The 20616-nt window shown below is 39.5% G+C and carries 23 protein-coding genes; 8 read left to right on the top strand and 15 right to left on the bottom strand.

Features of this window, described 5'->3' with window-relative positions:
* From MMH89_RS00600 to MMH89_RS00550, 11 genes are all read right to left on the bottom strand, one after another.
* The gene (locus MMH89_RS00600) at positions 1–564 is read right to left on the bottom strand and encodes a ribonuclease HII (protein ID WP_258568450.1); all 564 of its coding nucleotides are present in this window, start codon (positions 562–564) and stop codon (positions 1–3) included.
* Positions 564–1070: an OmpH/Skp family outer membrane protein gene (locus MMH89_RS00595; RefSeq protein WP_258568449.1), complete on the bottom strand. Its 507-nt coding sequence runs from the start codon at positions 1068–1070 to the stop codon at positions 564–566. Before MMH89_RS00595 ends, MMH89_RS00600 begins: the two co-directional genes overlap by 1 nt.
* Positions 1071–1126: 56 nt before the next feature.
* A complete protein-coding gene (gene bamA, locus MMH89_RS00590) occupies positions 1127–3463 on the bottom strand; it encodes an outer membrane protein assembly factor BamA (protein WP_258568448.1) in 2337 nt (778 codons plus the stop codon).
* 22 nt (positions 3464–3485) lie between these two features.
* Entirely contained in the window at positions 3486–4244 is a 759-nt protein-coding gene (locus MMH89_RS00585) for a phosphatidate cytidylyltransferase (protein WP_258568447.1), read from the bottom strand.
* An 8-nt stretch (positions 4245–4252) separates the two neighbouring features.
* The gene (uppS, locus tag MMH89_RS00580) at positions 4253–4933 is read right to left on the bottom strand and encodes a polyprenyl diphosphate synthase (RefSeq protein ID WP_258568446.1); all 681 of its coding nucleotides are present in this window, start codon (positions 4931–4933) and stop codon (positions 4253–4255) included.
* The gene (gene frr, locus MMH89_RS00575) at positions 4933–5481 is read right to left on the bottom strand and encodes a ribosome recycling factor (RefSeq protein WP_258568445.1); all 549 of its coding nucleotides are present in this window, start codon (positions 5479–5481) and stop codon (positions 4933–4935) included. The genes uppS and frr overlap by 1 nt, the downstream gene beginning before the upstream one ends.
* A 2-nt stretch (positions 5482–5483) precedes the next feature.
* On the bottom strand, positions 5484–6191 hold the full coding sequence (pyrH, locus tag MMH89_RS00570) for a UMP kinase (RefSeq protein WP_258568444.1): 708 nt from the start codon (positions 6189–6191) through the stop codon (positions 5484–5486).
* A gap of 14 nt (positions 6192–6205) precedes the next feature.
* Complete coding sequence (gene tsf / locus MMH89_RS00565; RefSeq protein ID WP_258568443.1) at positions 6206–7024, bottom strand: translation elongation factor Ts; 819 nt, start codon at positions 7022–7024, stop codon at positions 6206–6208.
* Between the two features lie 4 nt (positions 7025–7028).
* Positions 7029–8036 (bottom strand): 30S ribosomal protein S2, encoded by a 1008-nt coding sequence (rpsB, locus tag MMH89_RS00560; RefSeq protein WP_258568442.1) that lies wholly within the window; start codon positions 8034–8036, stop codon positions 7029–7031.
* A gap of 150 nt (positions 8037–8186) precedes the next feature.
* A complete protein-coding gene (locus MMH89_RS00555; protein ID WP_258568441.1) occupies positions 8187–8744 on the bottom strand; it encodes an NAD(P)H-dependent oxidoreductase in 558 nt (185 codons plus the stop codon).
* A gap of 293 nt (positions 8745–9037) precedes the next feature.
* Complete coding sequence (locus MMH89_RS00550; protein WP_258568440.1) at positions 9038–9355, bottom strand: hypothetical protein; 318 nt, start codon at positions 9353–9355, stop codon at positions 9038–9040.
* A gap of 317 nt (positions 9356–9672) precedes the next feature.
* On the opposite strand from MMH89_RS00550, the gene MMH89_RS00545 reads away from it, so the two are divergent.
* From MMH89_RS00545 to MMH89_RS00530, 4 genes are all read left to right on the top strand, one after another.
* Entirely contained in the window at positions 9673–10875 is a 1203-nt protein-coding gene (locus MMH89_RS00545; RefSeq protein WP_258568439.1) for an aminopeptidase P family protein, read from the top strand.
* Between the two features lie 2 nt (positions 10876–10877).
* Positions 10878–11897 carry an FAD-dependent monooxygenase gene (locus tag MMH89_RS00540; protein ID WP_258568438.1) on the top strand — a complete coding sequence of 340 codons (1020 nt, stop codon included), beginning with the start codon at positions 10878–10880 and terminating at the stop codon, positions 11895–11897.
* Entirely contained in the window at positions 11890–12957 is a 1068-nt protein-coding gene (locus MMH89_RS00535) for an FAD-dependent monooxygenase (protein ID WP_258568437.1), read from the top strand. The genes MMH89_RS00540 and MMH89_RS00535 overlap by 8 nt, the downstream gene beginning before the upstream one ends.
* Before the next feature lie 99 nt (positions 12958–13056).
* On the top strand, positions 13057–13449 hold the full coding sequence (locus tag MMH89_RS00530; RefSeq protein ID WP_258568436.1) for a helix-turn-helix transcriptional regulator: 393 nt from the start codon (positions 13057–13059) through the stop codon (positions 13447–13449).
* Here the strand turns inward: MMH89_RS00530 and MMH89_RS00525 are convergent.
* The 4 genes from MMH89_RS00525 to MMH89_RS00510 are packed head-to-tail and all read right to left on the bottom strand — an operon-like array spanning position 13409 to position 17696.
* Complete coding sequence (locus tag MMH89_RS00525; protein WP_258568435.1) at positions 13409–14620, bottom strand: hypothetical protein; 1212 nt, start codon at positions 14618–14620, stop codon at positions 13409–13411. The genes MMH89_RS00530 and MMH89_RS00525 overlap by 41 nt on opposite strands.
* Positions 14583–16460, bottom strand: a complete 1878-nt coding sequence (gene ftsH / locus MMH89_RS00520) for an ATP-dependent zinc metalloprotease FtsH (RefSeq protein WP_309477196.1) — start codon at positions 16458–16460, stop codon at positions 14583–14585. Before ftsH ends, MMH89_RS00525 begins: the two co-directional genes overlap by 38 nt.
* Before the next feature lie 27 nt (positions 16461–16487).
* Positions 16488–17102, bottom strand: coding sequence for an RlmE family RNA methyltransferase (locus tag MMH89_RS00515; protein ID WP_258568434.1), 615 nt, complete (start codon positions 17100–17102; stop codon positions 16488–16490).
* Positions 17103–17696: a peroxiredoxin gene (locus tag MMH89_RS00510; RefSeq protein WP_258568433.1), complete on the bottom strand. Its 594-nt coding sequence runs from the start codon at positions 17694–17696 to the stop codon at positions 17103–17105.
* 125 nt (positions 17697–17821) lie between these two features.
* Between MMH89_RS00510 and MMH89_RS00505 the strand changes: the two genes are divergently transcribed.
* The 4 genes from MMH89_RS00505 to MMH89_RS00490 are packed head-to-tail and all read left to right on the top strand — an operon-like array spanning position 17822 to position 20534.
* Positions 17822–18418 (top strand): superoxide dismutase, encoded by a 597-nt coding sequence (locus MMH89_RS00505; RefSeq protein ID WP_258568432.1) that lies wholly within the window; start codon positions 17822–17824, stop codon positions 18416–18418.
* Positions 18415–19401 (top strand): M23 family metallopeptidase, encoded by a 987-nt coding sequence (locus MMH89_RS00500; RefSeq protein ID WP_258568431.1) that lies wholly within the window; start codon positions 18415–18417, stop codon positions 19399–19401. Before MMH89_RS00505 ends, MMH89_RS00500 begins: the two co-directional genes overlap by 4 nt.
* 18 nt (positions 19402–19419) lie before the next feature.
* Positions 19420–20016: a nucleoside recognition domain-containing protein gene (locus MMH89_RS00495; RefSeq protein ID WP_258568430.1), complete on the top strand. Its 597-nt coding sequence runs from the start codon at positions 19420–19422 to the stop codon at positions 20014–20016.
* Positions 20013–20534 (top strand): spore maturation protein, encoded by a 522-nt coding sequence (locus MMH89_RS00490; protein ID WP_258568429.1) that lies wholly within the window; start codon positions 20013–20015, stop codon positions 20532–20534. The genes MMH89_RS00495 and MMH89_RS00490 overlap by 4 nt, the downstream gene beginning before the upstream one ends.
* Positions 20535–20616: the final 82 nt, after the last annotated feature.

The following is a 20616-nucleotide window of genomic DNA, read 5'->3' as shown; positions in this document are numbered from 1 at the left end:
TTATGTTTGTTTTACTGCCAAAAGATCTCTACACGGCTTATAGGTTAGTCGGTGTTTGTCCATAATCAACCCATGTAGCCTCATTGCATCTAAATGTAACTTCGTACCATACCCTTTATGATTTAAAAAACCATATTCAGGATGAGAATGGTGATAACATTCCATCAACCTGTCCCGCATACACTTAGCGATGATTGATGCTGCCATAATCTCAGAGACCGACGCATCACCACCAATAATTGCTTGACACTTCATTGGCAATTCAATACTATCGCGTCCATCAATCAACACCTGATCAGGTGTACACGATAGCCCTAAGACAGATCGACGCATGGCTAACAAAGTTGCACCCCTTATATTTAAGCGCTCAATTTCAGAAGGTGATGCTGTAGCCCAAGACCATATACATTCTCTAGTGATCTCTAAAAATAGTGCCAACCTTTTCTTCTTTGACAACTGCTTTGAATCATTTAACCCCGATAAAGGCTTGGTCAGTATAACAGAAGCTGCTACTACAGGACCAGCAAGAGCACCTCGCCCTGCTTCATCAACCCCTGCAATCATTAATTCATTACTTTTAATACTTCAGCGGTTAAATCTAAATCTGCTTCTGCAAATAGCACAACTTGCTTAGGAAGTATCAGGTTAATACCTTTTTTCTGTGCAATTTCTTTAGAAGCTTTGCTAACAGACTGTATAAATGCTGATCTAATTTCATTTTCAGACTGATACTGGTCTTGAGACAATTTTGCTCTTTTAGCAGATAATGCTTCTGCTTTTTCTCTAATCGTTTGTTGAGTAGACTCTCTCACGGAGGCTGGCATAGTAGCCGCATTTTTCTCAAAAGTACGAGCCTCTTCTTCTAGCTGTGTATGTTCACTCGCCAATGTCGCTTGCTTCTTTTCAAAAGTGTTCTGTAGCTTTTGCATTTTACTTGCTGAACTTTCTTGGAAAGCAGCTTCCATATCAACAAAATAAACCCCTGTTACTCTTGATTCACTACTTGCTGCAGTTACTAGAGCACAACCACATAATAGTGAAACAATGATTCTTTTAGCTAATTGATTCATAACATTACTCATTTATTTACTTAGTACATTATGCCAAAATACACAATTAATCTCAATTAAAACATCGTGCCAAAACCAAATGATAGATTTTTAAACACGTCATCAGAATCAGAATTAAACTTAACTGCATATGAAACAGATACCTTCGCAGCAACTACTGGTAGATTAGCTGTTAGCGTAAGGCCAGCCGATCCCCTTAGTTCAGAAAACTCAACATCTGAAGGTGTATCAAATACATTACCAAAGTCAACAAACAAATACGGCATCACAAAATCTGGATATGGAGAAGGCAATTGAATCTCAGCATTGGCTACCAGCAACGCCCCACCACCTTTAGGCTTTTCTTGCTTAGAAATAAGCACAGGCGTTCCATTTTCATTGTCAGAATAAAACTCATCATTGTATTTTGGCCCTAGAGAGTTATCTTTATACCCACGAACCGATCCCATGCCGCCAGCAAAACGTCGAGCAAAAAATGGCAGACCATCATTGTCATAACCGTCAGAGAAAGCAAATAATGCACGCCCTCTTAAGACAACGGGTTGGTCATATAATGACATCAATGGATAGTAGCCAATAGCTTGTGCATTGGTTGTATAATACTTTGCAGAATCTGTAATCGGAGCCGTTACACCGCCCCCCCCGCTTAGAATGATCCCATGAGTAGGCATATAAGCACTATCAATGTCTCTATACTGGACTGAAGTTGACAACATGAGTTCGTTTACATCCGTATCATGATTAGTAAAATAATCTTTGACAATTTTTGAAGCCTTCTCAATATTATTAAACTGTTTATGTGAGTAACGCGTAACCAGTGATGCTGAAATTGAGTCTCCAAATGCTTTAGATAACCCACCAGATATTGAATACTGATCAAAATAATAGGTGGTTGTTTGCTCACTTTCTTTTGCTACTTGATCGATGCTTGCGGAGAAAGAACGCCCATAGCCAGAGCCATTAACATTAGGTTGGTTAAAGCTAAAATTAGCATTCTTTTTTCCTGAAGAGTAAGACACGGAAGTTGATAATGAGTCTCCATTACCCAATAAGTTTGTTTCAGTAATAAATGCACTAAAGTTTAATGCCCCACTATCAAACCCTCCATTACCTCCTATTTGGAAGGTTGACTTTTGCTCATCTACGATATATGTCACGTCATACAGGCCATTTTCAACCGGATCGACTCTATATTGCGCATTTTTAATAAATGACAAGCCTCTCAACCTAGAAAGGTCTTCTTGTAAATCACGCTCAATAAACAAATCAGACTCTCTTAATTTGATTGTTTTTCTCAACGTCGCATCTTTAGTTGAATTATTATCTTCAAAGTGGATAAATCGAACCTCTGATATAACAGGGGCTACAACCACTGTAACCGCGACTGACTGATCCTCTGCACCCTGCACATCAAAGTCTAATACATAGCGCTCACTTTCTGATTGATTCATCTTTTTAAGCAATCGTTCCTGGTAATCACTCAAACGCTGATGATCAAACATTGTACCTATAAAATCTTTAGAAAACTGACTTTGGTCTTGAGCAGTCAATTGATCATATTCATCAACCAACTCTAGGGCTGAAATCTTATATTGAGGACCAGGAGTAATAGTAAAGTATACTTTTTTATACTCATTTTTCCATATTCTCTGGCTAGGCGTAACGGTTTCTTCCCTAAAACCAACAGCGGCTTCCAAATACCCCTTACTTTGCAACCAACGTTGTAACGTCATCTGATCATAACGTAACTGCTGCTCTGAATATAAATCATCATTAAAGTAAAAAGAGGCTATGCCCGTTGTGCGTGAACTAAGCTTTGACCTTAGGGTACGCTCTGAAAACGGAAGCTCACCCAAAATAACAATTTCTTTCAACTTAGTACGCGCTTGAGCATCTACTGTCAGTGTCAAATTCACACTCGTATCATTTACAGCTTCTAACTTATGCTCAACAGTCACCCCAGTGAACCCTTTGCTTAATAATTCATTTTTTACAGCTATAACAAATTGAGATACCTTAGTTTCATTTAATACCTCTCCTTGTATAATATTGAGCTTCTTCATTTGGTCTTCTAGCTCACTTTCAGGAATAAGCTCAGATTCAACGGTAATAAGGTTAATGACCGGCTGCTCATCCAACCTAATAACTAATACACCATCAATTACATCTACATTAACCTGTTCAAAGTAACCTGAATTATATAACTCAATGACCTGTGACTTAATTTCACCAGCCGAAATATCCTCTCCTTCTTTAATTATGATATAACGATCTACAACAGCTTGATTCAGCTTTTCTAATCCCTTTATTTCAATTTCATTGACCACTTCTGCATTGGAAACAAAACTGACAACCGTCAAACAAAAACTCAATAAAAATTGGCTTATTTTCACTCTAGCACTCCAAATTTTAGTCCTAATTAATACTAATCCATATAAACAGATAAGGTAGCGTAGTCATCCAGCTATCTACTCGGTCAAGCAATCCGCCATGACCAGGTAGAATAGATCCTGTATCTTTTACCCCAGCAACCCGCTTTTGAAAACTCATTGCCAAATCACCTGCTATTGCAAGTATGTATACCACCAGCAAATTTAATGTCAATAGCATAATTGATAAGTCTTGCCAGATCATTAAGATAAATGCGCATACCCCCATCCATAATAATGCACTCAGATAACCTGCTTCTGTTTTATTTGGACTGATTGTTGGAACAACGCGTTTTTTCCCAAAAAATTTACCTCCAAAATATCCACTTATATCAATACCCGAAATTAATAAAATTGATGAAAACAATAAAACTTTATTTGTGAGCAACATTACTATAACTGTATACGTAAATACTGCGATATCAAGTGATGCTGAGGCAAGGAAAAAAAATGGAGACCGAATGTCTTTATACATACAGAAAACCCTAGCAAGCAAACTTAGATACATCATAGCAACTGCATAATAATAAAAGTCATGGCTATACTGAAGAATAGCTGTAGCAACTACAAAAATAGCACTAATAGCAACCGCATAAGTGATACCTGTTGCTAACTTTACATTTTCATAAACCAACCCCAAGCATAAAGCCCATATAAACGCTTGAGAATAAGCTTCTGGCAGAACAAAAAGGCAAGCACCAAAGAGAATAATGCCTAATGAACTTAAAACCCTCTTATATAGCATAATATATCTCAAACTTGTCCAAATCTTCTATCTCGACCTGCAAACCGATCAATACATTTTAAATAGATATCTCGTGTAAAGCTAGGCCAATATTCTGACACAAAAAATAACTCTGTATAAGCCAAGTGATACATCACAAAATCACTTAAACGCTGTTCACCCCCAGTTCTTATAAGCATATCGGGTGACGACGGAAGCAATGAATCAAATGCGTGACTAACCTGCTCATCTGTATATGTACGCTTGTCTGCTAACAGCTGCTTGACGGTATGTTTTATAAACCAGCTCCCACTAAAGTTCAAGGCAATTGTAAGTATAAGCCGAGTATTATCTTTGGTCTCATCTTGAACATCATAAGCAAGACGTGCTAACGAGGGGTCCAAAGATGGAAGATCTCCTATAAAACACACCCTTACTCCCTGCGTGATTAAATCAGAACGTTTACTCTCGATTTTTGATTTGAATAACGCAATTAAACCTTGCACTTCTGTTTCTGGACGACTGATATTGTCACGACTAAGTGCAAAAAGCGTCAAATGTTTTACACCTTGTGCTATAGAGGTTTCAATCACTTGGTCTAAAACATTGGAGCCTGCACCGTGCCCCTGATCCCTAGTCATACCTTGAGATTGCGCCCAACGACCATTCCCATCCATAATTATGGCCACATGCTTCAAATTAGAAGACATTAGACAGTCATGAGTTCTTTTTCTTTCTGCTGCGTAATTTGATCAACTAACGCAACCATCTCATCGGTAACTTTTTGTATTTGTGCCGCAGATCTACGCTCGTCATCTTCAGAAATCAACTTCTCCTTTAACTCTGCTTTTAAGTCTGAAAGCTCTTGGCGTCGGATATTACGAATACCCACTTTAGTTTTTTCACTTTCAGCACCTAAGTGCTTCACTAAGTCTAACCGCCTTTCCTCTGTTAATGTAGGAATAGAAACTTTAATAACCTCTCCAACATTCACTGGTGTTAAACCTAAATCAGATACAGTAATTGCCTTGATAATGACATCTTTAGCACTTTTATCCCAAGGAGTTATCATCAATGTTCGTGAGTCTGGAGCGACTATATTTGCCATCTGCTTCAGTGGTGTTTGGCTACCATAATAGTCAACACTTACCCGCTCAAGCAAACCTGGATGCGCACGCCCTGTCCGTAAGCCAATTAGCTCTTCTTTAAACGCGTCAACTGCTGCTTGCATTTTTTTCTTCATATTTTCATTCACCATGATTATTCTCCTCTTACCATTGTTCCTACTGAATTACCCTCTACAATCGATTCAACTGCACCAGATTCCTTTATATTAAAAACACAAATTGGCAATGAATGAGACTGGCACAAACGAAAAGACTCTATATCCATAATATTTAAGGATTGATTAATCGCCTGTTGAAAAGTAATTTCATCATACAGTTTTGCGGATGAGTCTTTCTCTGGATCAGCAGAATAAACCCCATCAACTCGCGTTCCCTTTAAAATTAAATCAGCCTCTATTTCCACTGCTCTCAAACTAGCAGCAGAGTCAGTAGTTACAAACGCATTGCCTGTCCCTCCTGAAAATATAACCACCTTACCTTCTGATAAAGACTTTTTCGCAACGCGAACACTTAATGGATCGACAAAAGTACCTATTGTAAAGGCCGACATCACACAAACATCTAAGCCATATGACTCTATAACCTCTTGTATTACCAGAGCATTCATATTGGTTGCGATCATACCTACTTGATCAGAGGTCACTCGACTAATTCCTTGTTCCGCCATCTCGCTACCACGACAAAGGTTGCCAGCACCTACAACAACAGCAACTTCTATACCCTTATTGTAAGCGCCTACTATATGTCTTGCAACTTGATGCACAACATCTATATCAACCAAATAGGTATTTGATCTCAGTATTTGCCCACTGACTTTAATGAGCACACGCTTGTATAACATCCAACTTGTAGTGATTACTCACCTAATTCTACACGAATAAAATCAAGAACTCGAGTCTTGGTTTGAGCTAAGTACGCAGATACAGTAATATTACTATCTTTAACAAAAGCTTGATCTAATAGACATACTTCTTTGAAGAACTTACCCAGCTTACCTTCCACTATTTTTTCTGTCATTTGTGGGTTCTTACCCATCTTTTCAGTTTGAGCAGTGAAAACAGCTCTCTCACGCTCAATCACCTCTAAAGAAACGCCTGAGCTATCAACAGCAATCGGTTGCATTGCTACTACATGCATAGCAACTTCTTTACCTACACCTAATTGGTCTTGCTCCAAGAATACAGCACACGCAACTTTTCCACCATGTTGATAAACACTCGCATGAGCATTATCGACCTGTTTGTAAGTTACACCGGAAATTTGAACATTCTCACCGACACGACTTACCAATGCAACACGCTCATCCTCTACGGTACCTGAACCCATCTCTTGTTTCAGCAAGTCATCTAGCGAAGCTGATTGAGTTGCAAGTGCAATATCAGCGACAGCCTGAGCAAAAGTTTTAAATCCTGACTCTCTAGCAACAAAATCAGTTTCACAATTTACCTGAACAAACACAACTGAGTCCTTAGCTAGCGCAACAGCAACTTCACCTTCAGAAGCCTGCCTTGCTGATTTACTGCTTGCAGTTTTCATTCCCTTAGCTCTTAAAATGTCTTTAGCCTTGTCTAGATCTCCTTGTGACTCAACCAAAGCGTTTTTACAATCAGAGATCCCAACACCAGTTGCATCTCTCAAAGCCTTTACTAACTTTACATCTACTTTAGCACTCATCTGATTACTCTCCTGACTCTGACTTCTTGGAACTTTTACTTGCCGCCTTAGTTGGCTTTTTAACCACCTTTTTCGCTACAGTCTTTTTTTCAGCCGCAGCTTTTTTAGCTGGAGCAGCTTTTACCGTTTTTTTCGGGGACTCTTGCTCACTGCTAGTATCTTCTTGACTCTTTTCCGCTCTTTTCTTAACGACTCGCTTCTTGGTTTGCCCTGCTTCTTTAGACTCATCTGACTGATCACCACCTTCTTTTACTTCCTCAGAAGTCGCAGACTCTGTAGCAACCGTTTTCTTACGTATCTTAGGCATAGAGCTCTTCTCAACCTTAGCTTGCTCAGCCTCATAGTGCGAACGAGCAGTGGATACAACTGAAGACAAACAACTTAGATAATATTCTATAGCGCTTAGTGAATCATCATTCCCGGGAATCACATAATCTAGCCCCTCTGGTGAGCAGTTAGTATCAACAACACCAATGACTGGGATACCCAACTTGTTCGCTTCTTGAATTGCAATTCGCTCTTGTATCACATCAATCACAAACAATGCTTCAGGCAATGTATTTAAGTCTTGAACACCACCCAAGCTAACAGCTAACTTTGCGCGCTCTCTTCTTAAAATCAAGCGCTCTTTCTTGGTTAAGCCATTGAGATCATTTTCTTCAAATTTTTTATTCAAATACTCCAAGCGTGATACGCGTCCACGCACTGTTTTGAAGTTGGTTAGCATACCACCCAACCATCTTTGATCAACATATGGCATTTTCATCTCAGTACCATACTTAGCGACAACTTCTTGTGCTACTTGCTTAGTTCCCACAACAACGACGCGACCACCTGATCGAACGAGCTGATCTACAAAAACCAATGAATCTTCAAACATTTTTTTTGTTTTTTCTAAATTAATGATTTGCAAACCACTACGCTCCGCTATCACATAAGGAAGCATCTTAGGGTTTTTAAAACTAGCTTTGTGTCCAAAATGAACACCACACGAAAACATATCTTCTATCATATTTATAACTCCAGGGTTAAACTCCCGCGGCAGCAGTTTGACAATTCACTTATAAATGAACACCCTGTAAAACCGTTCAGACCACGTGCTTATTTCGATGACAATCTAACACAAACAGGGCGACTTAACAAGCCAATTTGCTAATTTATTTCAAGAATTCAAACGCTTTGCCAATACTGCTACGCGACGACCAATCACAACTGCTTGCTCAACACTCCACTGGGGCAAGTCAGCTTGGTCATTTTGTTCATTTGTGTATGCGCCATACGGAGCTCCTAAAGAATCCAACTGACCACCCCCCCCTTCATTTGGAACCCCCAGAACCAACATACCATGATGTAAAAGTGGCGTTAGCATACTCAGCAATGTAGCCTGATTTCCAGTGACTGTATTTGACGCACTAAATACCGAAGCCGGCTTGCCTACCAAAGATCCTGACGCCCAGATAGACGCTGTCCTATCCCAAAAAGCAGAAATAGGTGCAGCCATATGACCAAAGCGTGTTGGAGAACCCATAATCACACCCAATGACTGCTCTAAAGATAGAGCTATATCATTCATTTGCTCAAGGGCATCCACCTTTTGAAGAGAAGGAATCTCACACAGTCTTGCCTCAAGCCCTTCCATTATCACCCCCCTCGCTACATGACTCGCCAACCGCTCTACAACACCAGTTGCACTGTAATAAGGTATAAAAATATAGCTCATCGATAACTCCTTTTTTCATGTTTAAGTATAACAAAAATAAAGAACAGTCAAATTAAGTTATCATTATTTCCTGACAAATATTTTCATGATGTTATAATGATAATACCTGGTTGGTGAGATTGCTCTCGAATCAACTGAAAACTTGTGGACAGAGGAGCCACACAGCGGTGTGCAAGCCTATTCAGTTAGGAAGCCTGATGCTGTGTTTCCGACAAGTCCCACCTGAACTTAACTGTTCAGAGCGAAGATCCAATCAGGCTTTTTTACTTCACAGGCCCTACCTATACCGATTATTAATATCTTTTTATAATTTCGACTTTACAACCATTGGACAGCTGCTTTTTAAGTTCTTTAGAGGAGCAACTAACGAAGTCATAGCCTAACTCCTTACCCTCAATACTCAGCTGTAAATCATAAATAGGACTCCCCATAAATGCCTTAATACATGGATTCTTTAGCAAATCACTATATGACCTTGCCTTAAAAACAGTATGAGCACCAGTAACAGAAATTAGAACTACACTCACCTCATTTAACGGACTGATTAATTTTTGGGATTCAGCGTGCACTGCAGGATAACAGCAAAAAATATTTTTTAATTTATTCCACATTTTTATTCAAATATTAGTCCTTTAAACTATAACACATCTAATAAATATTAGAAATATTTTTTTAGACGTAAAAAGAAGTCGTGACAGCCCAAAATATATATGTTAAAAAAATAAAAAACAGAGAATTACTAATGCCTGCTAAAAATCGCATCTCCGATGTGGAAAAGTTACGAAAACAAAATGCACTTCTTATTTCCAAACTCAAACGAATAAAGAGCTTGATTGCTCAGTTTGCAAAAGAATCCTAATATCGCCGAAGTAGACAAACTTTCAACAACACTCTACAATAGTGATACACAACACGGATTTAGAATATAATGGAACAAAGTAGCACTGTTTATTTACGTAGGCTAGAAATTCAAAAAAGACTTAAAGGCGATGAAGCAGTTCTTGCATACCAGGGACCCTCTGCAATCAGAAACAACGACGTTCACCACCCTTTCCATGCCAACAGAACGGCCTACTACGTAACAGGTGTTAATGAACCTAATTGCTGGACACTAATCACAAAAAATGAGCAAATCATATGGTCTGAGCCCAATCACCCAAAGCGCTTAATCTGGGAAGAAGCTAGAATCGCTGACAACTATTGTCAGGAGCATGGATTTAGTCAATGGTACCCTATAGAGCTACTAGCTACAAAACTTCCCCAGTATCTAAAAAACATTTCACTGGTCCACACCAATGCCCCCCCCCCAAATAACCTTACCATCCCTAATACCAAACCCCTTCATGAACTTGTAGAACCACTTCGCCTGATCAAGAATCCAGATGAGTTGGACGCAATTAAAACAGCCTGTAGTATTTCAGCAGCATGCCATAACCATATTCTATCAAATCGAAAACACTATACTAATGAGCGCCACATTGAAGGAGCATTCCTTGAAAAAATGTACCACTTAGGGGTTAGAAGCAGCGCATATCCAGCCATTGTTGCCACTGGAAGCAATGCATGCATCCTTCATTATACCCGCAACGACCAAGGAATTAACCCTAATGACATCCTATTAATTGATGCTGGATGTGAATACAAACAATACGCTTCTGACATTACGCGCTGCTTTCCAGCTAAGAAGCAGTTTTCAAAGCAACAGCAAGCTGTTTATGAAGCGGTACTCGATACACAACAATTTGTGTTAGATCAGATAAAGCCTGGAGTTACACTATCTCAATTAAACATAGCCACCCAAAAAAGAGTCAGCCTGCATTTGAGTGACTTAACTATCATTAATGAAAGCGCCCAAGTAATTTATGAGCATAAACTATTTCAGAAATACTTCCCTCATGGGGTGGGGCACACTTTAGGTCTTGATGTACATGACATTCCTACAAAAAAAGAGCAGCCCTTAACAGCAGGAATGGTAATTACCATAGAACCAGGTATTTATATACAGTCACACTCATCCTTTAATGACATTGGCATTCGAATTGAAGATGTAATACACATCACAAATAACAGCTATGAAAATTTAAGCCAAGGTGCACTAAAAACTGTATCTGATATTGAGCACAATTATTAAACATGATTGCAATAATAGGGAATGGATTATCTGGTTTAAGCTTTGCACAACTGTGCCAATATAAAGGCTGGCCTTATGAGATCATTGCGCCCACACAACCAGGCTCTAACAGTAAAAAACTATTATTAAATCATCAAAGCTTAACATTACTTAAAGAAATCTGCCCTGATGTTACACCTGATCATATCTATGACTCACTGACCATCAATATCAAAAACAAGCCTTGTGAGATTAACTTTAGTGCATCTGACTATGATCTTCCTGGCATTGCCTACGCCGTTTCATACAATAGACTCTCAGAACTATTCTCCAAAAAAATTACCTATACACAAGCACACGTGCATAGGCTTGATTACAGCCAGCAACGCCCGGTGCTAAACATGTCCAATGCCTCCAAAAAATACCAGCATGTTATAGCATGTGATGGCGCTCGATCTACAATAAGATCCCAACTTGGCATAAAACAAAACAAAGGAGCCTCTGGTGTATCTATTATTATCCCAGCCCATATAAATTCAAAAACACTTCACATACAGTTCAGCCAAAAAGTCACAGGCGCAATTTTACCAGGGGAAAACGGACAAATTATTTTATCTGGAACAAGCGCGCTCAGACAATTCACTCCCACCCTGCAGGAACTGAAGCAGTTTTTCCCTGAATATATTGACCTTGTTTCAATTGGAACCCCTATTTATATTTCATATCAACGGGCTATCACCCACAGCAACTATGCACACAACTGCTTGCTACTAGGTGAATCTGCACTTAGCATCCCTCCAATTGCTGCACAAGGGTTCAATCACACGCTTGCGCAAATCAACCATCTTGCAGAATTAGATATCCTAACACCAGAAAGTATTCGCAAGAAATCAACTTATCTCGCCCAAATGAACCAACAGCTATGGCAGGAGATGGCAATTATATCTAACCACCCCTTCTTACGAAACCAGTTCCTAAACCTTGCTCAGCACAGTCAGTTTCTAACACGGCAACTATTTATATTTGGGAATCGTTATGCATAAAAACACGCAAACAACAATAATAGGTAGCGGTATTCTTGCTTCTATTTGCGCAATAGCATTTAAACGCAATGGCATAACCTTTGATTGGTATGGATCTATGCCTCAAAATAATGACGCGATGTGCTACGCCCTGCACCACAAAAGCATCTGCTTTTTAAACCAACATCAAATTTTCCCCACATTTAATCATATCGAGGAAATGATACTACATCATGACTGTATTAGTTATGACTTGCATGCTAAGCATTCAGAAAACCCATATTTATGCAGCATTACACAACACAACCAGTTAACACACGCATTATACCAAAACTTAAGCGAACTTGATATTAATGCTATACCCATCCAAAACCAGGACTATAAAAATAACACCCTTATAATCAACAGTCATGCAATCAAAACACCCTATATCATAGCTGTAGATGGGCCTAAATCACCAATCAGGCGACTCATTAAAGCACAACAAAAGCATACTCAATATGAACACCATGCACATATTGCTATCTTAACACACTATGAATCCAACAAGGCTGTGCAACAGATTTTCAGTAACGAAGGCACCTTTGCAATACTTCCCATCTCCAAGCATAATTCCAGCTTAATTTGGAGCTGCAACCCCGAGCAGCATAAACGTATTTTATCCAATGGAATCAAGCATGAAATCTCAAAAATATTATCTATATTAGGTTTAACCCTAACATGCATACAACATCATCAGTACCTCCCTATTCAGTCTAGCCTTACCCCCTCATTTACTCACCAAAACATCGCATTTGCCGGCAGCAGCCTACACACAGTTCACCCACTTGCAGGGTTAGGACTGAATCTAGGAATAAATGATCTAGACACACTCAAAGACCTTATCATCAATCACAAACCCTTAATTAGATATAAAACCAAACGCATACCACCACATACTTTTGCTCAACATCTAACACATATGGGCTATCTAAGTACTAAAAACCCTAGCCTGCTTAAGTCACTCTTTAAAGTAATGCATCATACACGACACCCTGCAGCCAAATCCATGATTCTAAAAGCTACTCAGCTTTTTTGTTAGAAAGACAATTTAATCAATTGCTCGCAAACAAGTAAGAGATCTCTGTATTGATCATATACGATAACCTGCGATAATCGAAAAAACAACGATGGAGAGACTATGCACTACTGGACAGCTGTTAGAAATGAATTTGTGAACCGATATGCACGGGAGTATCCATTTTCATTTACCGATGTTAAGTATTACAGAGATGAGGAAAAAACAAACACCCCTGCCGTCATAAAAAAAAGCTATACTTTTTGCTCACATAAAAAACTATATCTCACACAAAGGGAGGCTGACTGTATTTATTTCTTAGCTAAAGGACACACTATTAAAAATACAGCGATTGAGCTACTTCTATCCCCAAGAACTGTTGAGTTTTATTTACAACGCATTAAAGAAAAGTTTCAAAAAAAGAATAAAAAAGAGTTATTAAATCATTTAGCTCAATATGCTTATTTCCAAAAATTCATGCATGAGATGGCTCAAGAGTTTGAAGATGAGATCTAAGTGCTGATTGACAAGCGCTTATCTCACTCTGGCAACCTTCTAAATAAACCCTTACTTTATTCTCTGTATTTGACTTTCTAACCACTTGACGAACTGCAAATGCTGCACATAACTCCGTTAATTCAGAAACATTAAGCGAACCATCCAGGTTGAGCATCATTGAATCCAGTTTATTTGGTAAAGCCTGAATTGACTCCAGCTTCAATAATTGTGACAGTAAGAATACAGGATCAGAGCTTGATAACCAATTAGAGTGAATCAAATGTCCGCAAGGCTCACCTCCAACTTCAATGTTATGTGCATTCATCAACTGATACACATGATGATCGCCTACAGAAGCCCGATATAGGTGGTGCCCCTCATCCGCCATTAATGAAACCAACGCCTCATTAGTTAAAACAGTGCCCACCATAGACTGTGGATCCGAGCGAAATAACGTATACAGAAGATCATCACCATCAAGATGTATCCCGTGCTTATATAGCTGCAAACGATCGGCATCACCATCTACACAAATACATAAATCATACTGATCAGCATTTGGCATCGATCTAAAAGCATTAGGTTTCAGTATTGCTGCATGCTCATTAATTAAATTTGGATTTTTTTCATGAACAAATGTTGCATTAATATTTAATGCATCAAATACCTCTGGAACATAGTGCCACACACCACGGGCAGCATCTACTAAACAGCTCCTACGCAGATTATATGATTGCTTAGGCAACGCCTCTAAGTATAGCGAACGCGAATGATTCGAACGCTCAAACCTACGCCCTTTAATTAACCCTTGTTTTGAGCATTTATGTTGAAGCCATGCTTGCTTAGCAATAGAGTTCAAAGAAAAAACTTTAAAACCATTATCCTGCACGGGATTATGAGAGGCCGTAACCATCACACACAAAGCAACCCCTATAGTTTCAGCATATTTAACCAACATAGGGGTTGGTACGATACCTAAACAATAAACATCAACTCCTCGTGAAACAGCTGATTCTATAAAACAAGAATAGAGCGACCCCGAAGAAGGTCTTGGGTCCATTGCTACACAAACTTTATTCAACCTTTGAGCAGCTAAAAAGGATGCTAAATTTACAGCCAGCTGTTCTGTAACATCAACACCATAGCGCCCTCTAATCTCCAGAGACTTCAGTAGGCTCCTTTTTTTCATCATCATTCCAGCCTTCTGGTGGGTTGGGCTCTTTACCTTCCATAATCAAATCAATCTGGTCTTGCTCAATTGTTTCGTACTTGATCAAGCAATCAGCCATCAAATGAAGTATCTTAATATTATCTTTAAGTATTTTAAGCGCCCGCTGATAGTTTCTATCCACAATGGTATGGATTTCTTTATCAATGCTTTGCGCCGTTGAATCAGACATATCACGGTGCTTAGCCACTGACTTACCTAAGAAAACCTCACCTTCTTCAGTTGAGTAATTAATTGGACCCATCTTATCTGAAAGACCCCATATTGAAACAATATTTCGAGCAAGCTCTGTCGCCTTCTCAATATCATTTGAAGCACCCGTTGTAACAGCATCCTTCCCAAAAATAAGCTCTTCGGCAACACGTCCACCGTATAAACCTGACAACTGACTTTCTAATTTACGAATGGATACACTGTAGTGATCTTTCTCTGGTAAGAACATCGTTACCCCAAGCGCTCGCCCTCTCGGAATAATACTAACCTTATAGACAGGATCGTGCTCTGGAACCAAGCGGCCCACTACAGCATGACCCGCTTCGTGATATGCAGTGAGCTTTTTCTCATCTTCACTCATTGCCATCGAGCGTTCAGCCCCCATCAATATTTTATCTTTAGCACTATTGAAATGCGACATTGACACCTTTCGCTTATTGCCTTTGGCAGCAAACAAGGCTGCTTCATTAGCAAGGTTAGCTAAATCAGCACCTGAAAAACCAGGAGTTCCTCTTGCTAGAATCATAGCGTCTACATCTTTTGCTAATGTTAGCTTCTTCATATGAACTTTTAAAATCTTCTCACGACCTCTAATATCTGGGAGTGGAACCTCTACTCGACGATCGAAACGACCTGGGCGAAGCAGAGCTGGATCTAAAACGTCAATTCGGTTACTTGCGGCGAGTACAATCACACCTTCATTGCCCTCAAAACCATCCATCTCTACTAACAATTGGTTTAATGTTTGCTCGCGCTCATCATTACCCCCACCAACTCCGGCACCTCGATGCCGACCTACTGCGTCAATTTCATCAATAAATATAATACTTGGCGCATGCTTTTTAGCCTGTTCAAACATATCTCGAACACGAGCAGCTCCAACACCTACAAACATTTCTACAAAGTCAGAACCTGAAATTGAGAAGAATGGGACATCAGCTTCACCGGCAACAGCTTTAGCTAGCAGTGTTTTACCGGTACCCGGAGAGCCCATTAATAACGCACCTTTAGGAATTGTTCCACCCAGCTGTTGGAACTTCTTTGGGTTCTTTAAGAAATCAACAAACTCTTTTACTTGGTCGAGACACTCATCAATACCTGCTACATCCTTAAATGTAACTTTATTATTGCCTCCTGAAGTCATTTTAGCACGACTACGGCCAAATGATAAAGGACCGCCCTTGCCCATTCCACCACCGCCTTGTGCTTGCCGCATAATCCAAACCCATAGACCAATAAGAATGAAGAACGGTAACCAACTAATTAACATTTGGAGTAATAAACTGGGTCCTTCGGCAGGCTTACCTGACACAATCACATTACGATCCGTCAAACGTCGTGCTAGCTGTGGATCAGCAATAAATGGGATATAAGTCGTAAACGATGCACCACTCTTGTATTGACCCATGATAGTCCGATCACCAACAATCATGACACTCGCAACTTGATCTGATTCAACTTTATCCACAAATTCAGAATATGAAACTTGCTCTTGAACAACTCTTTCTGGTGTATAGTTCGTCAATAATAGAAAGAATACAGCAACAAATACTGCCCACATTACTGTGTTTTTATTACGCTCATTCACTCCGTAAACTCCTCATACGTTTTAATACTATACCCGATATTTTTGCCCAAGCAAATAGACTTCTCTTGATGCACGCTTAGATGCTTCAGGCTTTATTACCTTAACTTGCGAAAATAACACTCTCATCTGGTTACGTATAGACTCAAAATCTACACCATTAAACACCTTGATTAACAAGCTACCTTCTAGAGCTAGATTCGTGTCGCAAAAAGTAAGGACAGACTCTGCTAACTCACTCATTCTTGCTTGATCAGTAACATGATTGCCCGTTAAGTTTGGAGCCATATCTGACACGATCAATGTGCACTGCCCTTTCAATGAATCTCGAATTGCTTGCTGTGTTTTACCCTCTAAAAAGTCTCCTTGTATAAAAGTGACATCTGAGACAGGATCCATCGGTAGTAAATCACAAGCAATGAGCTGTCCTCGCTTATTCAAAACTGTAGCTATATACTGAGTCCATGCACCAGGAGCAGATCCTAACTCAACAACAGACATTCCGGGCTGTAATATTTTGTGACATTCCTGGACCTGTTTTAACTTAAATGCTGCTCGAGATCGATACCCCTGATCCTTAGCTGCACGCACAAAAGGGTCTTTTGAATGCGCTTTATGCCATTGGCGCTTTTTTGATTGACTCATTTAAGACTGCTGGTCTAGATAACTTTGTAATCCTTCTTTTGATGCCTCTAAACTTGCTTCACCATCAGACCAATTAGGTGGACATACATCACCATGTATATCATGAAACTGGACTGCCTTGATCAAGCGCAGTAGCTCTTGTGGGTTCCGACCGATCGGCAAGTCATTTGACTGACTCACACGTACAATTCCATTAGGGTCAATGATTACAGTTGCCCGCAATGGAACCGGTGGTGTTCCAGTGTGTAGTGCTTCATAATCCGTGGTCATCTTGCGTGTGATGTCTGCAAGCAATGGATAATTTAATGCACCAACCCCACCTTGATTGACAGGCAGTGACCGCCAAGCAAGATGTGTATGCTCAGAGTCCAGTGATACACCAAGAACCTGTGTATTAACTGCTGCAAATTCTTTCGCCATTTGGCTCATTTTGACTAGCTCTAAAGGACAAACAAACGTAAAGTCCATCGGATAAAAGAATAAGACAACATATTTCCCTTTAAACATATCTAACGTGTAGGTTTGAAACTCACCTTTTTCGTCTACACCACATACTGAAAATTCTGGAGCTTTTTGCCCTATTAGTCTACTCATTTCGCACTCAATTTATTCACTACCTCTAATCTAGCACAGCAATTATTCTCTTTCAAATTTATCAACAATTGACAGCGAATATTGCTTTCATATAACATCTATATAAGATCATAACTCTACATTACATGTTCTCATTACCTAATTTACCCTACAAGAAAAATGCCTTAGAGCCATTCATATCTGAAAAAACCTTATCTTTTCATTATGGAAAACACCATCAAACTTATGTTGATAAACTCAACATGCTACTAAACGGACATGAACTAAATAATGAATCTTTAGAAACAATCATCCAAAAAAGTTCAGGTCCTTTGTTTAATAATGCAGCTCAAGTATGGAATCATACATTCTACTGGGAAAGTTTATCCGACCAACACCATCAAAAACCCGGTGACCAGGTCAACAATTTAATTAGCCAATCATTTGGGTCATTCGACGAGTTTGTGGCATTATTTAATAATGCAGCACTGAATTTATTTGGATCCGGATGGGTCTGGTTAATCTATAATACTGAAACCCAACAACTGGCTATCACCCAAACTAATAATGCGCAAACACCTTTAACTGAGCCTCATCAGCAAGCTTTATTTACTTGTGATGTTTGGGAGCATGCATACTACCTAGACACGCAAAACTCACGTCCTGAGTATTTAAAAAACTTTTGGCAAGTTTTGAACTGGAAGAAAGTTACTGAGCGGCTTGAAGCGGCAACCACTTTATGAAATATGTTTTAATTAGTTTATTAATGTTAAGCCACCTGTCTAGTGCAGGTGTCAAACGTGTTGATACACTGGTTCAACCTGGCGATACCATCAATCAAATCTTTAGAAAGCAGAGCGTTGCTAACGAGTCAATCTACACCCTAAACCAAAAGCAATATCCTGAGTTTAATTCAATCAAACCCGGGGATGAGATTACCTTAATTATTAATGATCAAAATGCGACCCTGCTAACCTGCTCCATCCACAAACCCGATAAAAAAATAACTGTTAATAAGCTGGCATCCGGCTATCAGATCAATACTGACCATGCACAACCTCATCTCAGAACACAGCAAATATCAAGCCAACAAAAGTATGCTATATCTTCTGAGCTAGCAATTTACCAACGCATGCTAAAAACAATATTCCCTAAATTTGAAGGCATAGCAGACGTACTCCTTGATAACCAAAAAATAACAGCTATCAAAGCTTATCACCGCAACAACACTGAGTTTGCGTTTATCAAAGATGGCCACTACCAAATTGACAGTGAAAAGCATGCTCGTCAGTTAATATCGCGCCTACCGACTAACTACAAACGTATTTCCTCCCCTTTTGACTTAAACCGAAAACACCCGATCACACATGAGGTTAAACCTCATCATGGCATTGATCTCGCTGCCCCTATCAATACACCTGTGTGGTCAGCACTTGATGGAGAAGTAGTGCATAAAAGTACAGATACGGGATATGGGAACATGTTAATTATTAAACACCAATCCGGCATTGAAACTTATTATGCGCATTTAAATAAGTTTTATCAAAACATTCAAGTTGGGCAAAAGGTACGTGCATTTGAAACGATTGGATACGTCGGGTCTACGGGTCGGTCTACCGGTCCACACCTACACTTTGAGCTACGCATCAATGACAAGCCCATCGATCCATTAGATGCAAAATTACCAAACAACGGGAATGCTACCATACCCAAAAAATTCTTTTAAACTCGAGTTCAAAAAATTATGCTTAGTATTATTTGGTTCACAATGATTGCCACCTCCATTACCTTTGGTGCTTATAACGGCACTCTTGACCTTGTATTAAATGAAATTGCAACCTCTGCTTCTAGAGCCTTTGAAATTGCTCTTAGTCTAGGTGGCATTATGAGCTTTTGGCTAGGGATCACTCAAATTGCGCAAGACTCTGGCCTTGTGAACAAACTTGCAGAATACTCAGCACCTGTTCTTAGCAAACTATTTCCAGATATACCCAAGAATCACGCTGCATTAGGCACCATCTCTATGAATATATGTGCCAATATGCTGGGCATTGGCAATGCTGCTACACCTATAGGCATTAAAGCTATGGAGCAGCTTGAAACACTTAATCCATATCCAGGGGTAGCAACCAATGCTATGTGTACTCTGCTAGCAATAAACACCTCATCAGTACAATTAATACCCTCTACAGCATTAGGTCTTCTAGCTGCAGCAGGATCTGCCAACCCAAGCATTATTATCTCTACCTCTCTTATTGCGACCTCCGCATCAACCATTGTTGCTGTAACGCTTGCCCTTACGCTTGCTAAACTTTACCCTATTACCAAGGCCCCCTTATGATAGCTTTTTCATCGCTTATCTTCGCATCAATCATTTTATTCATACCGCTACATGGTTTAAGTAACCGGCTTGATATTTATAATAGTTTCTTAAATGGGGGGCGCAACAGCTTCCAAGTCGTTGTTAATATTATTCCTACTATTGTTGGCATGTATGTTGCCATAGGTATGTTACGTGCATCAGGCTTCTTTGACTTCTTAGAAATTCAACTTGACCCCTTCTTAAGCTTATTTAATATTCCAGCAGCTATTGTACCGCTTATTATTATGCGTCCATTATCTGGGTCTGGCTCTATCGCATTGTTAGCTGAAACTATTCAATACTTTGGTCCTGACTCCATCGAAGCCATTACAGCTGCTACAATTCTTGGTTCTACTGAGACCACCTTCTATGTAGTTTCTGTTTATTTTGGCGCAGTGGGTGTCAAACACTACCGATACTCTGTAGCTATTGGCCTATTGGCAGACCTAGCCGGCATTATCTCTGCAATTGTTGTATGTAAGTACTTATTTTTATAGATTGATTGATCCCTAAGAGTAAAAAAAACAGTAAAAAAAGAGCCAGTATAAATACTGGCTCCTTGATTATCAAATACCAATA

Origin of the sequence: Candidatus Comchoanobacter bicostacola, from assembly GCF_024172705.1 — a bacterium.
GTDB lineage: Bacteria > Pseudomonadota > Gammaproteobacteria > Comchoanobacterales > Comchoanobacteraceae > Comchoanobacter > Comchoanobacter bicostacola.
This window is presented reverse-complemented; position numbering and strand designations above follow the sequence as displayed.